This window comes from Yoonia sp. (assembly GCF_017854415.1).
Taxonomy (GTDB): Bacteria; Pseudomonadota; Alphaproteobacteria; order Rhodobacterales; family Rhodobacteraceae; genus Yoonia.
This window is the reverse complement of record NZ_JAFMHR010000094.1, coordinates 1-13241: the sequence shown is the minus strand read 5'-3', so window position 1 is coordinate 13241 and position 13241 is coordinate 1. Positions and strand designations below refer to the sequence as shown.

Below are 13241 nucleotides of genomic sequence, written 5' to 3'. Positions count from 1 at the left end.
TAGAACGAAAGTTGAGGGCGAAAATTGCAGCAGTATCACGATGCATTAAGGACCATTCTTGAGAATGGCGAAGAATCGACCGACCGGACGGGGACGGGCACACTTTCGTTTTTCGGTCTGCAATCGCGGTACCGCCTCGCGGATGGCTTTCCATTGGTCACAACCAAGAAACTGCATTTGAAATCAATTATACACGAGCTTTTGTGGTTTTTGTCCGGCGACACAAACATCCGTTATCTAAAGGATAACGGCGTGTCGATCTGGGACGAATGGGCGGATGCGAACGGCGACTTGGGTCCGGTTTATGGCCATCAGTGGCGGGCTTTTCCGGCGCTAGAGCCGACGACGCAGGTCTTGGACGGTGAACCCCTGTTTAAGGGGCGCGGCGTGGATCAGATCACGCAGCTTGTTGAAATGATCAAGACGACGCCGGATAGCCGCCGCCTTATTGTCTCGGCATGGAACCCGGCGGATGTGCCGCGTATGGCCCTACCGCCGTGTCATACAATGTGGCAGGTGCGGGTTCTGAATGGACGTTTGCACCTTCAGCTATACCAACGCTCTGCTGATATGTTCCTAGGCGTTCCATTCAACATCGCGTCTTATGCGCTGCTGCAAGTGATGCTGGCTCATGTCACCGGATACGAGCCGGGCGATTTTGTGCATACGTTGGGGGATGCCCACATTTATTCAAATCATATGGACCAAGTAAATCTACAGCTTTCGCGTACGCCAAAGGCATTGCCCACGATCCGGATCAAACGGGATGTGACGTCGATCTTCGACTTCCGCTACGATGATTTTGAGATTGTTGGCTATGATCCCGATCCTGCAATCCGCGCACCCGTGGCGGTCTGATCGATGATTACACTGATCGTTGCACGCGCCCAGAACGGGGCAATCGGACGAGACGGGACAATTCCGTGGCATCTTCCTGAAGATCTCAAATCATTCCAGCGCGAAACTCTAGGTGGTGCGCTCATTATGGGGCGTAATACTTGGGACAGTCTTCCGGTTAAGCCACTGTCAAAGCGCCTGAATATCGTCGTGTCGTCGCGCCCCGATGCGGCGGACATTGTTGCCCCCTCGGTGGCGGCAGCCGTGAACTTGGCGTCCGAACAGGGTTACGACCGCGTCTACGGGATAGGTGGCGCACGCATTTATCAAGAAATGATCCCGCTTGCGCACAGGTTGCTGATTTCAGAGGTGGATCTCGACGTCCCTGATGCAGATACGTTCTTTCCGGACATTGACCTAGAAACTTGGCGCGTGGTCAACAAGCGAACACTGCGGGAAGTTGGACCTCATTGCTATGTGAACGAATACCTGCGCAGTTCGTGAACTTGGGAATGGTTGACACAGCGACTTTCACCAACACCTGCAAGAACCAGATCCTGACCGTCGCGGATCAAGCCTCACGGGCAAGATAGGCTTTTAACCCACCTGCGATGAATTTTGCATTTTTGTAGCCCATGGATCGCAAAGTCGCGGCCGACAATGCCCCCCGATTATAGGCGTTACAGTAGCAAAGGATCTCTGTGTCGGGGTCGCGGATAAGCTCTTCTACATTCATCTCTAGCTTGCCACGACTTATGTTCAGCGATCCGTCGATATGCCCTGCGTCATGTTCTTCCTTGTCGCGTATATCAAGCGCGATGGCGCCTTTCGCTATCAACGCATCGACATCTTCGGGCGCGATGCCCTTTGCTTGTGACATTGCCTTATCGGCAAGCGCTTGGAATTTTGCGGTATATGCCATTCTGGTATCTCCTTGTTTGGGCTAAAGTATTTCGGACGGATTGAGGGTGCCATTATTCGGTATCGCTTGCAGCGTTTTGACGGCCATGAATTGGGACAGGAATACTTTGCCTGTCATATCTTCTAGGAAATGCGCGCGTTTTAGGCGGTCCATGACTGGTCCTTTGACTTCGGACAAATGCAGTTGCACGCCCATTTCGCGCAACCGTTCGTTTATGGCCTCAAGAGATTCCAGCGCACTAAGATCAACCTCGTTAACAGCCGCACACTGCAAAATCACATGGCGGATGTTTTTGTCTTTGGCGACGCGGTTCTGAATCTTGTCTTCAAGGTAGCGGGCGTTGGCGAAATACAGGCTTTCATCCACGCGCAACGTGACGATAGACGGGTCGGTAATCACGTCATGGCGCAGCACATTGCGGTAGTGTTCCGTGCCAGGGACTTGCCCGACTTCGGCAATATGCGGTTTGGACGACTTATAAAGATGCAGCAGGATCGATAATCCGACACCGGCGGAAACTCCCACCTCTACACCCAATGCAAGCGTCATCAGGATCGTGGCTAAAACAGCTGCGAAATCAGCTTTGGAGTAGTTCCAGCTGCGTTTCAGGACCGAGAAATCCACAAGGCTTAGAACGGCAACGATGATCGTCGCGGCCAATGTCGCCTTTGGGAGGAAATAGATTAACGGTGTCAGCGCAAGAGCGGCAATGGCAAGCCCGATAGCCGTGAACGCCCCCGCAGCTGGGGTTTCGGCGCCAGCATCAAAATTGACGACGGATCGCGAAAATCCACCAGTCACAGGAAAACCGCCCGTCAAGGATGCGCCAATATTTGCGGCCCCAAGGCCAATCAGTTCTTGGTCTGGATCGATGCGTTGGCGCTTTTTGGCGGCAAGCGTTTGTGCGACCGAAATCGATTCAACAAAGCCAATAATCGAAATCAGGAACGCGGGTAGCAACAACTGGCCCAGCAAGTCCGGCGAAAATGACGGAAGCGTCAAGGGCGGCAGACTTTGTGGAACCTCCCCGACGATGTTGACGCCTTGATCGGCCAACCCGAACACCCACACCGCAGCTGTCGTTGCGACAACCACAGCAACGGGGCCGGTTTTGACCAGAACGCCTGTGAGAGTTGACCCGACCCCCAGCTTTGTCAGCAACGGTTTCAATCCCTTGCGCACCCAAAACAGGAAACCTGTCGCCAAGATGCCAATGAGGGCAGTGATCCAGTTGGTCTGCGACAGATGTTCGCCGATCGAGACTATCAGTTCCAGCAGGTTATGGCCCTGCGCATCGATCCCCAGAATGTGCTTTAGCTGGCTGGCCGCAATGATGATGCCGGACGCCGTTATAAATCCTGCAATGACTGGATGTGATAGAAAGTTTGCCACAAACCCCAAACGAAATAACCCCATCGCCAACAGCATGACACCCGATAATGCGGCCAGCGACAGGGCGGCAACTGCATAACCCATTGTGCCTTGCTCTGCGATGTTGCTTAGGGCGGCGGCGGTCATCAGCGACACAACCGCGACCGGCCCAACCGCCAAGGCGCGACTGGTCCCAAAGACGGCATAAAGCATGATCGGCACAATTGAGGCGTAAAGACCCGCCTCGGGTGGCAGGCCAGCCAACAGCGCATAGGCCAGTGATTGCGGGATCAGCATGATCGTCACGATCAAGGCGGCGACCAGATCGTTGGAAAGGGCCGTGCGGTTGTAGTCGCGCCCCCATGTTAAAATGGGGAAGTACTTTGCGAGTGTCATTGTGTTCTCAAATTGATGTGCCGTCCCCGCCTCAAGTGGGCAAGGACGGCTTGGGTACTACCTGGCGCTGCGTTCTTCGAATAGCCAAGCGGGGGGTAGGGGCGATCATGTTGCCAATTACGGTTGGGAAATTTTGGCAAGGGCGGTCCGGTTTACAGCTTGCAGGTTTGGATGCCAAAGATGCGGTACATCGGGCAAAACCGCACAGAGGATGTTGCCAGCATGACAATGCCGGCGATTACGGCGACAATTGTAGCAGCGCTAGAATTGAATATCCCGAAGCCGCTAACAAACGGTGCGGCCATTAGGATGATCCCCAAAACGATGCGAAAAATGCGATCTGCGGTGCCAATATTTTTAGTCATATCTGTTTCTCCAGTAAATGGTTCTCGCAATATACCTCTTTGGGAATTGTAGATCGGTGACATTGTCACCAAGCGGCAGACATTATTCAGGTGTTATGATGTGCCAGCTGTTCAAGCTTTGCGCGGTCTAGCAAGCTGACACTGCCGCGCGCTTGTGCGATCCATCCGCGCCTTTGAAATTCCTGAAGTTGCCGCGATACAACCTCGCGCGCTGTCCCTAACTCAACGGACAGCTTTTGATGCGTTGTGGATACGACGTTGTCGCTATTCGCGAGCTTGATCAGTTTGTCAGCTAGCCGCACATCCATCTTTTGAAACGCAACCTCGTCGATCATCAAAAACAGATCCGTAATCCGCTTGGAAAAAGCGGCGAAAACAAAATCCCTAAACGGCTTTGACTGTGCGACAAGATCGTCAAACACATCCCGGGGTATAGCTGCGGCACGGATGGGGGTTTCTGCAACGCCCTCCGCTGCATAATCGTCAAATGCCAGCAGGCAAGCGGTCGTCAGCACACAGCTTTGCCCCGCCTCAATCCGGTAGAGCACAATTTCATGTCCGGTTTCTGAAACCTGTTGGACGCGCACAGTTCCATCTAACAAAAATAACATGTTTTCAGGCGATTTCCCGGGTCCAAAAATTGTTGCACCCTTGGGGGCTTTGATAACGGTGCTGCGCGACAAGATAAGCTGCTTTATCGGTGTCTCGAGGCGCGATAGCCCTGGAAAGCGGTCTAGCCATTCATCGTTGTTGGTCATTGTGACGCTTTCTGCTTGGGTGAAAATTCCAGTGGCGCAATCCGGTCCATCAGCTGGCCACGGTTCGCCGAAATATCGGCAATTGTCAGGTCGTCCAGAACGGCCATGAATGCGGTGGTCGCCTCCTGTATTTTCTTGGACAATACGCAGATGCCAATGAGGGGACATGTGTTTTTGTCGGGGTTGAAACATTCAACCAAATCCAACGGACCTTCAGTGATCCGCACGACTTCACCGACGGCGATGTCTTTGGGATCACGGGCCAGACGAAACCCGCCACCGCGTCCGCGCACAGTTTCCAGATATCCGGCTTTGCCCAGTTCATGCACGATCTTCGTGATGTGCGGGCGCGATAGATCATGGATTCTTGCCACATCATCGACACGCACAAGATCAGGGGATTTCAGCGCAGCAAGCTGCAAAGAGCGCAAAGCATAGTTGGTATAACTGGTCAGTTTCATCTCATACTCCGCCTCTTACTAAAATATATATTCAAAGTATTGAATTTGTAAAGTGTACGTATTAGATCTGCCTCATAAACAACCATTTCAGATATAGGATATATGATATGAGCCTCAGAATAGGTGACACAGCGCCCGACTTCAAAGCGGATACGACAACTGGCGCAATCCAGTTCCATGACTGGATAGGGACTGATTGGGCGTTCTTTTTTAGCCACCCTGCGGATTTCACGCCCGTTTGTACGACCGAAATGGGACGGACTGCGCAACTGGCTGAACAGTTCGCATCGCGCGGTGTAAAGCCCATAGGCCTTTCGACCGATACAGTCGCCGAACATGTTAAATGGATCGAAGACGTCAATGATACGCAACACACCACATTGCGCTTTCCAATCGTCGCAGACGCCGATCTGAAGATTGCCAAGCTCTATGATATGATCCACCCAAACGAGAGCGAAACAGCCGCAGTGCGGTCGGTTTTCATCATTGATCCGGATAAGAAAATCCGACTGACAATGACGTACCCGATGAATGTTGGGCGAAACTTTGACGAAATTTTACGTGTCATTGATGCGTTGCAAACCGCCGACAAGTTCAAGATCGCGACACCCGCTGATTGGGTTCCTGGGCAAGATGTCATCATTCCGCCGTCGGTGTCAGATGCTGATGCAGCCAAGTCATTTCCGCAAGGGTTTGAAACTATCCGGCCTTATCTGCGCAAAGTAAGTCTTTGAACTAAAGTTATAAAACAAGAAAGGCGCCAGAGGCGGCAGCCCCAAGACAGGGGGCTGCCTGAATAGAATTTGACCACTGGCGTCTTCCAACTGCTCTTACCCCTAACAAGGCAGATCGCTGCTTTCCCTATCAATATTTCCGCGCTACGCTTTTTCTATGACCGAACCCGAAGCCGCCCTTCGCGCCCGCCTTGCCGCCCTCGATACGGAGGACGCGGCAGGCCAGCAAGGCCTTAAGACAGTCGAACTTGATCAGCAAGCGGTTGGACGTTTGTCGCGCATGGACGCACTACAAAACCAAGCAATGGCCCAAGCGACAGCCCGCAGGCGCGGGGCCGAACGCCAACGCATCATCGCTGCCCTTGCAAGGGTTGCAGGTGACGAATACGGCTATTGCGTCACCTGCGGCGATGCCATCGCGCCCGCGCGCTTGGCCACAGACCCGGCAATTGCGCTCTGCGCGGCTTGCATGCGCGGCGAGTAGGACATTTAGCCTTATAAATGCCCCACTGTTTTCGCTTTATGACCCCGAACAAGTTGTCATAAGTAACCAAACGCCATTTGCCGGAGATCAGCGTGCTATTCTTACGAGCTTTCCCATTCTCATTTGCAATTCTGTGGCGCTATTTGTTGGTTTTGCCGATCCTGATCGTCGCGTTGTTTGTTTTCGCATTCATTGCAGTCATATTTGCGTTTCTGGTCGGCTTTGTTGCGCCATTCTTGATGGTGATGATGATTTTTGCATTCGCGCTGGCATCGGGCGTTATTCCGGTGATGGTCGGGATGCGCGTTGGCTTACAAGCCCGTGAAATCAGACCGCGCAATTCTTTTGCGGGTCTGATGCTGCCTGCGATTGGCTATGGATTTTTCGAGGCCCTTTGCGTGATGATCATCGTCGCGGCTTGCGTCGCACTTTTCGTTCTTTTGACACCACTTGGCATGTTGGACCTTATGGCGCTTAGCAGCGCAGAAGACGTTGTCATTTTCGGCAATTTATACGCAACAAGCCCCGTGCTGACCATTGCGTGCATCGTTGTCGGCGGTGGAATGGTCGTGGCATTGCGAACAGCGCTTTTGGTGCCATTCGCAGGTGCATCAGTCGGGATAGATGCAGATGGGCGGTCGCACACGCCGTTCTACGGCTTTGGGGACGGGTTCTTCACAATGCTCGCCTTGGTCGTCATTTCTTACATTGGCACCGCGATGGCCGTCCCGATTGTGATTTTGTTGATCGCGCCGTTCGGCATTGCTGACCGCTTGGTGGAAGCAGCGGCTGGGCTAGAGCTACAGATCCAAGAGGCCGCCGTAAGCACAGTGCAAGCGACAAGCACCGGGCGATTAAGTGGTACAGCAGGTTTCGAGGTCGTGAACACTGGCCCAGCTGCTGCCGCGGTGGATAACAGCATCGGAATTGCCGAATACTATGCAGCTTTCGGGACTGATGGCTTGATTGTCGTGGGTTTGTCGCTGGCGTTGTTTTTGTGGTTCTTTAGCCTGCAATGCGCAGGCGCAGTCCTCGTCTTTTTGCAACGTTTCCAAACTGTGATTGTCAAAAAACAAGAGCGGAACGCGGAACGCGAGGCTGAACTGGCCAATTCTGTGGAAGAGAAAACACAGGTGCAAACGGACATGATGGAGCTTGTCCGCAGCCGAATGCAGAACAAGCGCGACTAGTCCGCAGGCCAAGTATGGCCTGCGTGCATGATTGTCATCCGAGCTTAGCTTTATTCGGCCTTTGAAATACTGCCAGCCATTTGCCGCCCGTCGCGCCCTTCGATCAGGTCAAAACTGACCTTTTGATCGTCAGCGAGCCCCGTCAATCCCGACTGCTCGACTGCTGAAATATGCACGAAAATATCTGCGCCACCATCGTCGGGTGCAATAAATCCGTAGCCCTTAGTTGTATTAAACCATTTTACGCTGCCACTTGGCATTGTTAATTCTCCTTATCGTCTTCCGGCGGGGGGCCGCGACATGCGGAATTTCCTTCGCCTTGCGTCCCCAGAATTATCTGTTTTAAGAAAAAGGCAAATGACACGTCGTCGCATCGCCGCGATTTGGCGGCAAATTGCACAATCAGGAGGCGAAATGCGCTTTTTTGGGCTAAAATCATGCGATACCTGTCGAAAGGCACTGAAATCTTTGGCTGAGGCGGAACATGACCCTGTTGTGATTGATGTGCGTGCAGACGGGGTATCGGACGCAGACCGTGCGCAAATCGTCGCGCAGTTCGGTGATGTGGCGCTTAATCGGGCCTCAACGACGTGGCGTGGATTGACTGACGCTGAAAAAGCAACTGATCCGGCGACGCTCTTGGCACAGCATCCAACCTTGATGAAAAGACCCGTGATTGAACAAGGCGGAGTATGGACCATCGGTTGGAAAGCAGACGTACAGGCGAAATACCTTGGCGGCTGATCACTTCGTGCTTATGTCGATACCAAAGCAGTAAGGAGAAGACACATGCGCAACGCGGCAGGAATGCTAGGCATCATCGGTGGCCTGATCGGAATCGTGGTCGGGATGTTCGGCTTCGGCTATGCCGAATTGTCCGAACGTCATGCCGAGGTGGGCGAGGTTTTTGGTTTTCTTGAAAACCCCGGCTTCATCCGGTTTGCGAGCTTCATCGCACCACTCTTGGCGATTGCAGGCGGTGCTATGGCCAAGTCACGCGCCCTTTGGGGCGGTATCTTGATGCTGGTCAGCGCATTTTTCTTCTATTCAGCGTTTGGTTTCAACGTCGGCACGATGTTCCCGATTGGGTTCGTAGCACTTGGCGGGATACTTGGTATTGCGGCCGGGAAGCCGGACGAACCTAAGGCGCATTTCTGAACAAACCGCGATCGATCGAAAGCGCGCCTGCGCCCTTGAAAACAAGGATCAGCAAGCAAAGCACCCAGAACGCGCGCTGGTCCAGGATCAGCGCGTCGGACATGCGGTCAAACCACGCGCCAAGCGTGCCCTCGTGGGCAATTCCGCCATGACCGAACAGGTCCGTGAGCGATTGCACGATTATAAAGCCGATCATACCAAAGGCCGCAAGGCGGGTGAACAGGCCGACTGCAATCATGATTGGCAAGACGAATTCGGCAATTGTGCCGCCAGTGACGACCGCCCAGTGAAAGATGGTCAGTTGCGAAGTGTCATAGCCTACGGCTTCCATCGCTTTGGGAAAGATCTGAACGTAGGCTCCGGATGATGGTCGTAGGATTCCGAAAACGCCGTCGCCAAGCTTGGTTAGGCCCGAATTCCAGTAGTACATGAACAGCACGCCGACAAAGACCAGCCGTGCAAGCAATGGCAGTATAGCGTCACCAGCGCGATTAAGCGGATTGGCCATTTGGGCAATAGGGGAAGTTGTCATAGAATGGCCTTTCAGTAAATTTCAGTCACAGCGCCTTGGGCCAAAAGCAGGCCTAAGATTGCGCCAAGGTCGAGGGTATCATCGGCAGTGGCCATGGCTTGACCAAGTGATTGCCCTTTTTGAAGCGCATTTACACAAGTTGCAGCGGCGGCATTTATCGTATGAATTTCGGGGTCAAAATCCGCACGCGTAATCAGGACAGCTTCGGCCTGCATCACAGGTTTAGGTGCATCTGTGCACGTGTTTGCGCGGTGAATCGCATGAATAGGATAGTCCGAGGTGACCGTTTTGGTCGCAGGTGCGATCCTCAGTTTGGCACCCATCAGTGCGTCAGGTGAAAGCAGCGACAACGCTTGCGCGTCAAGTGGTGCTGCATCTGCGGCGTGATAGGAATGGCGCAACGCCAGTTCCAAACGTGCAATATCGGGCAAATATGCAATTGATTTGGCGGGACCAAAGCGGCCAAGAAACTGCGGCATCACATCGCCATAAAACATCATCAGGGGCGACTTGGGGGGGTGCTTTCGCAGATAGACACCCGCCATTGCGCGGAAAAACTCATCGCCCACCAGTTTGCGGACGACGGGGAAAGCGGCCTCTAGCGCGTCAGACAGGCTAACGGCGACGTTGTTGCGGTAGACGTTGAAACGTTTTTGCGCAGGTGCACCACCAGGATTGATCACCCCGTCCGGCACAGCGGCTTCGGGGTCAAGGATCGCGGACTGGAATGCCGCTTGGGAAAAGGTCATGACATGACCATTGCAAGAGCTTGATCGGCGCGCGCAATTTCATCGGCCAAGACGTGCCATTCGGGCACATCGGTGTCCCATTCGACCAAGAGAGGTTTGGGGCCGGATTTGGCAAGGGTGTAATCGAGTAGTGCCCAAACCGGATCAACAACCGCCTTGCCGTGACTGTCGATTAACAGTGGCGCGCCGGTTTCATCTGCGTCCTCATCATGGCCGCCAAGGTGGATTTCACCGACAGCGTGCAGGGGAAAGTCATCGATATAGGCATGCGGCGAGGTTTTGAGGTTCGTGGCACTGACGAAGACATTATTCACATCCAGCAGCAGCCCGCAGCCCGTTTTGGCCACAAGTTCGCGCAGAAACGCGGTTTCTGACATCGTGGATTCAGCAAAGCCGAGGTAGCTAGACGGGTTTTCGAGCAGCATTTGGCGGCCGACTGTCTCTTGGACCTGGTTGATGTGAGCGGCAACGCGGGCAAGGGTTTTGGGGGTGTAGGGCAGGGGCAGCAGGTCGTTGTAAAAGTGGCTGTCATGTGTCGACCATGCCAAGTGCTCGGAAAAACTGGCGGGGTTTAGCCATGAGATCAGGTGCTTGAGGCGGGCAAGGTGATCGTTGTCCAAATCGCCAGTGCCACCGATGGACAGGCCCACACCGTGGACGGAAATGGGAAAGTGTTCTGCAAGATGACGCAGTTGTGCGATAGGACGGCCGCCTTCACCCATGTAGTTCTCGGCATGGATTTCGAGCCAGCCTAGGTGCTCCGGTCTTTGCATGATTTGGGTATAGTGTTGGGCTTTGTATCCGACGCCGGGGCGCAAAGGCAGGCCCGTGTGATGTGTTGTATCAAGCATGTCAAAGTCCTTAAGCGTCAGTGGCAAGTAAGGTGGGTTTAAACCCACCTTACACATATTTTCACTTATGCTGGCAGATCACGCTCAAGTGCTTCCAAGGAACCCATGCGCGCCATGCCGTCGGCTGCTGCTGGCAATTCCATTGTTTCGCAAGAACCGGCTGGAACCAATGTCCATGCGTTGCCTTGGTAATCTACTGTGGATGTGCCTGCACATGTTGTACCTGGGCCTGCCGCACAATCGTTTGCGCCAGCAAGGGACACACCAAAGCACTTTACGTCGCCTGCAGCAGAGGCAGTTGTCGCAAGACCTGCGATAGCGGATGCAACAGCAGTTGCGAGAACAAGGGTTTTTGTAGCGTTGGACATGAGTAATTCCTTTGGTTTTGTTACGGTTTGATCGTCACCGTGTTCCGGCGATGTCCAAACTCTAGCCGCCACCAAGGTCTCTGCGCCACTCACAGGGCCGTGCATCGCGTCCCTGTGAGGTCATGTCAGCATATTTTTGTTTGTGATTGGCGGCTCGCGCGGAATTTTCCTTTATAAAACAAAGAACCCGCCGACAAAGTACCGGCGGGTTTGTTACAGGTTCCAGCGCTGGAATGTTACAAAAGGTCGGGTGCGGTCGCTTCCAAACCCAACTGCGCAACAATTTCATCCAAAGATGTTACAGAAGTTCTGTTTTCGCCCAAGCGCCGCACGGTGACGGTCTTTTCATCCACTTCGCGCGCACCAAGGGCGAGGATCACAGGGACCTTGCCAAGCGAATGGTCGCGGACCTTGAAATTGATCTTTTCATTGCGCAGGTCTGCTTCGGCCCGCACGCCCGCGGCCTTAAGCGCAGCGAGAACCTCGAGCGCGTATTCATCAGCATCTGATACAATCGTTGCGATCACGACCTGTCGCGGGGCCAGCCAGAATGGCAGCTTGCCGGCGTGTTCTTCGATCAAGATACCGATAAAACGTTCAAATGATCCCAAAAGGGCGCGGTGCAACATAACAGGGCGGTGCTTTGCGCCATCTTCGCCGATATAGTTTGCATCCAGACGTTCCGGCAGAACAAAGTCGACCTGATGCGTGCCACACTGCCAATCGCGGCCAATCGCGTCTGTCAGGACAAACTCCAACTTGGGGCCGTAAAACGCACCTTCGCCTGGATTTAGTTCAGGCTCGATCCCTGCCGCGCGGGTGGCTGCAAGCAATGCGGTTTCTGCCTTGTCCCAGACTTCGTCGCTGCCCGAGCGTTTTTCGGGGCGGTCGGAAAACTTAACTTTGAAGTTCTCAAACCCGAGGTCTTTGTAGACCGCGCTTAGGAATTTGATGAATTCGGCTGTTTCAGATTCGATCTGATTTTCGCGGCAAAAGATGTGACCGTCGTCTTGGGTAAACCCGCGTACGCGCATGATACCGTGCAACGCGCCTGAGGGTTCATAGCGGTTACATGATCCAAATTCAGCCATGCGCAAAGGCAGGTCGCGGTAGGATTTCAGGCCTTGATTAAAGATCTGCACGTGACAGGGACAGTTCATCGGCTTGAGCGCGTTGACCGATTTCTCGCGGGCATGCTCTTCGTCGACTTCAACGATGAACATATGGTCTTGGTATTTTTCCCAGTGGCCGGATTGTTCCCACAATTTGCGGTCAACAACCTGCGGTGTGTTCACCTCTACATAGCCACCCTTGCGTTGTTGGCGGCGCATGTAGTCTTGCAGTTCAGTATATACCGTCCAGCCGTTCGGGTGCCAGAACACCTGACCGGGGGCTTCTTCTTGCATGTGGAACAGGTCCATTTCGCGGCCCAGTTTGCGATGGTCGCGTTTGGCAGCTTCTTCCAGCATATGAAGGTGCGCTTTGAGGCCTTCTTTGTTCGCGAACGCAACGCCATAAATCCGCTGCAACATGGCGCGGTCACTGTCGCCACGCCAATAGGCACCAGCGATATGCATCAGTTTGAAACCGTCAGCAGGCACTTGGCCCGTATGTTGCAAGTGCGGACCACGACACAGGTCTTGCCAATCACCGTGCCAGTACATGCGCAGCGGCTCATTGCCGGGGATGCTGTCAATCAACTCGACTTTGTATGGCTCGCCACGATCCTTGTAGTATTGGATTGCGACATCACGTTCCCAAATCTCGGTGCGGACTTCGTCGCGTTTGTTGATGATCTCTTTCATCTTCTTTTCGATGGTTTCAAGGTCATCGGGCGTGAACGCGTCTTTGCGGTCAAAGTCATAGTACCAGCCGTCTTTGATGACGGGTCCGATAGTGACTTGGGTTTCTGGCCAAAGCTCTTGAACAGCGCGCGCCATGATGTGCGCCAGATCGTGGCGGACCAACTCGAGGGCTGGTTCTTCGTCCTTCATGGTGTTGATCGCTATGGCGCTGTCGGCGTCGATTGGCCACTGCAAGTCCCAGTGTTGGCCGTTCACGGTGG

The 13241-nt window shown here is 53.8% G+C and carries 18 protein-coding genes; 7 read left to right on the top strand and 11 right to left on the bottom strand.

The annotated features are described in order from the left end of the window. Positions 1-24 precede the first annotated feature (24 nt). Positions 25-858, top strand: a complete 834-nt coding sequence (locus tag QZ197_RS11215) for a thymidylate synthase (RefSeq protein ID WP_296432052.1) — start codon at positions 25-27, stop codon at positions 856-858. 3 nt (positions 859-861) lie between these two features. Next, positions 862-1341, top strand: coding sequence for a dihydrofolate reductase (locus QZ197_RS11210; RefSeq protein WP_296432050.1), 480 nt, complete (start codon positions 862-864; stop codon positions 1339-1341). 67 nt (positions 1342-1408) lie between these two features. Here QZ197_RS11210 and QZ197_RS11205 read toward each other — a convergent pair whose 3' ends face one another. The 5 genes from QZ197_RS11205 to QZ197_RS11185 form a co-directional block, all read right to left on the bottom strand. After that, complete coding sequence (locus QZ197_RS11205; RefSeq protein WP_296432049.1) at positions 1409-1759, bottom strand: rhodanese-like domain-containing protein; 351 nt, start codon at positions 1757-1759, stop codon at positions 1409-1411. A 21-nt stretch (positions 1760-1780) separates the two neighbouring features. Beyond that, a complete protein-coding gene (gene sulP, locus QZ197_RS11200; protein ID WP_296432048.1) occupies positions 1781-3526 on the bottom strand; it encodes a sulfate permease in 1746 nt (581 codons plus the stop codon). A gap of 152 nt (positions 3527-3678) precedes the next feature. Then, positions 3679-3891 carry a DUF2892 domain-containing protein gene (locus tag QZ197_RS11195; RefSeq protein ID WP_296432047.1) on the bottom strand — a complete coding sequence of 71 codons (213 nt, stop codon included), beginning with the start codon at positions 3889-3891 and terminating at the stop codon, positions 3679-3681. A gap of 86 nt (positions 3892-3977) precedes the next feature. Beyond that, entirely contained in the window at positions 3978-4649 is a 672-nt protein-coding gene (locus tag QZ197_RS11190; protein ID WP_296432046.1) for a Crp/Fnr family transcriptional regulator, read from the bottom strand. Then, positions 4646-5110: an Rrf2 family transcriptional regulator gene (locus tag QZ197_RS11185; protein ID WP_296432045.1), complete on the bottom strand. Its 465-nt coding sequence runs from the start codon at positions 5108-5110 to the stop codon at positions 4646-4648. The genes QZ197_RS11190 and QZ197_RS11185 overlap by 4 nt, the downstream gene beginning before the upstream one ends. Before the next feature lie 107 nt (positions 5111-5217). Here QZ197_RS11185 and QZ197_RS11180 point away from each other — a divergent pair, with 107 nt between their 5' ends. The 3 genes from QZ197_RS11180 to QZ197_RS11170 all read left to right on the top strand — a co-directional run bounded on the left by QZ197_RS11180 (position 5218) and on the right by QZ197_RS11170 (position 7518). Continuing rightward, positions 5218-5844, top strand: coding sequence for a peroxiredoxin (locus tag QZ197_RS11180; RefSeq protein ID WP_296432044.1), 627 nt, complete (start codon positions 5218-5220; stop codon positions 5842-5844). A 157-nt stretch (positions 5845-6001) separates the two neighbouring features. Beyond that, complete coding sequence (locus QZ197_RS11175) at positions 6002-6328, top strand: TraR/DksA C4-type zinc finger protein (protein ID WP_296432043.1); 327 nt, start codon at positions 6002-6004, stop codon at positions 6326-6328. A gap of 92 nt (positions 6329-6420) precedes the next feature. After that, complete coding sequence (locus tag QZ197_RS11170; protein ID WP_296432042.1) at positions 6421-7518, top strand: hypothetical protein; 1098 nt, start codon at positions 6421-6423, stop codon at positions 7516-7518. A 50-nt stretch (positions 7519-7568) separates the two neighbouring features. On the opposite strand, the gene QZ197_RS11165 is transcribed toward QZ197_RS11170, so the two are convergent. Next, entirely contained in the window at positions 7569-7778 is a 210-nt protein-coding gene (locus QZ197_RS11165; RefSeq protein WP_296432041.1) for a cold-shock protein, read from the bottom strand. 154 nt (positions 7779-7932) lie between these two features. Here QZ197_RS11165 and QZ197_RS11160 point away from each other — a divergent pair, with 154 nt between their 5' ends. Both QZ197_RS11160 and QZ197_RS11155 read left to right on the top strand, forming a co-directional pair. Next, positions 7933-8262 (top strand): ArsC/Spx/MgsR family protein, encoded by a 330-nt coding sequence (locus tag QZ197_RS11160; RefSeq protein WP_296432053.1) that lies wholly within the window; start codon positions 7933-7935, stop codon positions 8260-8262. A gap of 45 nt (positions 8263-8307) precedes the next feature. Further along, the gene (locus tag QZ197_RS11155; protein ID WP_296432040.1) at positions 8308-8676 is read left to right on the top strand and encodes a hypothetical protein; all 369 of its coding nucleotides are present in this window, start codon (positions 8308-8310) and stop codon (positions 8674-8676) included. Here the strand turns inward: QZ197_RS11155 and QZ197_RS11150 are convergent. From QZ197_RS11150 to thrS, 5 genes are all read right to left on the bottom strand, one after another. Beyond that, positions 8660-9208: a DoxX family protein gene (locus QZ197_RS11150; protein ID WP_296432038.1), complete on the bottom strand. Its 549-nt coding sequence runs from the start codon at positions 9206-9208 to the stop codon at positions 8660-8662. The genes QZ197_RS11155 and QZ197_RS11150 overlap by 17 nt on opposite strands. Positions 9209-9219: 11 nt before the next feature. After that, positions 9220-9957 carry a DNA-binding domain-containing protein gene (locus QZ197_RS11145; protein WP_296432036.1) on the bottom strand — a complete coding sequence of 246 codons (738 nt, stop codon included), beginning with the start codon at positions 9955-9957 and terminating at the stop codon, positions 9220-9222. Further along, positions 9954-10808, bottom strand: coding sequence for a DUF692 domain-containing protein (locus QZ197_RS11140; protein ID WP_296432035.1), 855 nt, complete (start codon positions 10806-10808; stop codon positions 9954-9956). Before QZ197_RS11140 ends, QZ197_RS11145 begins: the two co-directional genes overlap by 4 nt. 65 nt (positions 10809-10873) lie before the next feature. Next, positions 10874-11176: a DUF2282 domain-containing protein gene (locus QZ197_RS11135; RefSeq protein WP_296432033.1), complete on the bottom strand. Its 303-nt coding sequence runs from the start codon at positions 11174-11176 to the stop codon at positions 10874-10876. A gap of 236 nt (positions 11177-11412) precedes the next feature. Beyond that, on the bottom strand, positions 11413-13241 hold a 1829-nt coding region (gene thrS / locus QZ197_RS11130), incomplete at its 5' end, for a threonine--tRNA ligase (RefSeq protein ID WP_296432030.1).

What these genes read in the sequence shown, in the direction of transcription:
- QZ197_RS11145 (WP_296432036.1), bottom strand. Translation starts at nt 9,957, where the DNA reads ATGACCTTTTCCCAAGCGGCATTCCAGTCCGCGATCCTTGACCCCGAA.
- QZ197_RS11140 (WP_296432035.1), bottom strand. Translation starts at nt 10,808, where the DNA reads ATGCTTGATACAACACATCACACGGGCCTGCCTTTGCGCCCCGGCGTC.
- QZ197_RS11205 (WP_296432049.1), bottom strand. Translation starts at nt 1,759, where the DNA reads ATGGCATATACCGCAAAATTCCAAGCGCTTGCCGATAAGGCAATGTCA.
- QZ197_RS11210 (WP_296432050.1), top strand. Translation starts at nt 862, where the DNA reads ATGATTACACTGATCGTTGCACGCGCCCAGAACGGGGCAATCGGACGA.
- QZ197_RS11190 (WP_296432046.1), bottom strand. Translation starts at nt 4,649, where the DNA reads ATGACCAACAACGATGAATGGCTAGACCGCTTTCCAGGGCTATCGCGC.
- QZ197_RS11160 (WP_296432053.1), top strand. Translation starts at nt 7,933, where the DNA reads ATGCGCTTTTTTGGGCTAAAATCATGCGATACCTGTCGAAAGGCACTG.
- QZ197_RS11175 (WP_296432043.1), top strand. Translation starts at nt 6,002, where the DNA reads ATGACCGAACCCGAAGCCGCCCTTCGCGCCCGCCTTGCCGCCCTCGAT.
- sulP (WP_296432048.1), bottom strand. Translation starts at nt 3,526, where the DNA reads ATGACACTCGCAAAGTACTTCCCCATTTTAACATGGGGGCGCGACTAC.
- QZ197_RS11185 (WP_296432045.1), bottom strand. Translation starts at nt 5,110, where the DNA reads ATGAAACTGACCAGTTATACCAACTATGCTTTGCGCTCTTTGCAGCTT.
- QZ197_RS11150 (WP_296432038.1), bottom strand. Translation starts at nt 9,208, where the DNA reads ATGACAACTTCCCCTATTGCCCAAATGGCCAATCCGCTTAATCGCGCT.
- QZ197_RS11165 (WP_296432041.1), bottom strand. Translation starts at nt 7,778, where the DNA reads ATGCCAAGTGGCAGCGTAAAATGGTTTAATACAACTAAGGGCTACGGA.
- QZ197_RS11180 (WP_296432044.1), top strand. Translation starts at nt 5,218, where the DNA reads ATGAGCCTCAGAATAGGTGACACAGCGCCCGACTTCAAAGCGGATACG.
- QZ197_RS11135 (WP_296432033.1), bottom strand. Translation starts at nt 11,176, where the DNA reads ATGTCCAACGCTACAAAAACCCTTGTTCTCGCAACTGCTGTTGCATCC.
- QZ197_RS11195 (WP_296432047.1), bottom strand. Translation starts at nt 3,891, where the DNA reads ATGACTAAAAATATTGGCACCGCAGATCGCATTTTTCGCATCGTTTTG.
- QZ197_RS11155 (WP_296432040.1), top strand. Translation starts at nt 8,308, where the DNA reads ATGCGCAACGCGGCAGGAATGCTAGGCATCATCGGTGGCCTGATCGGA.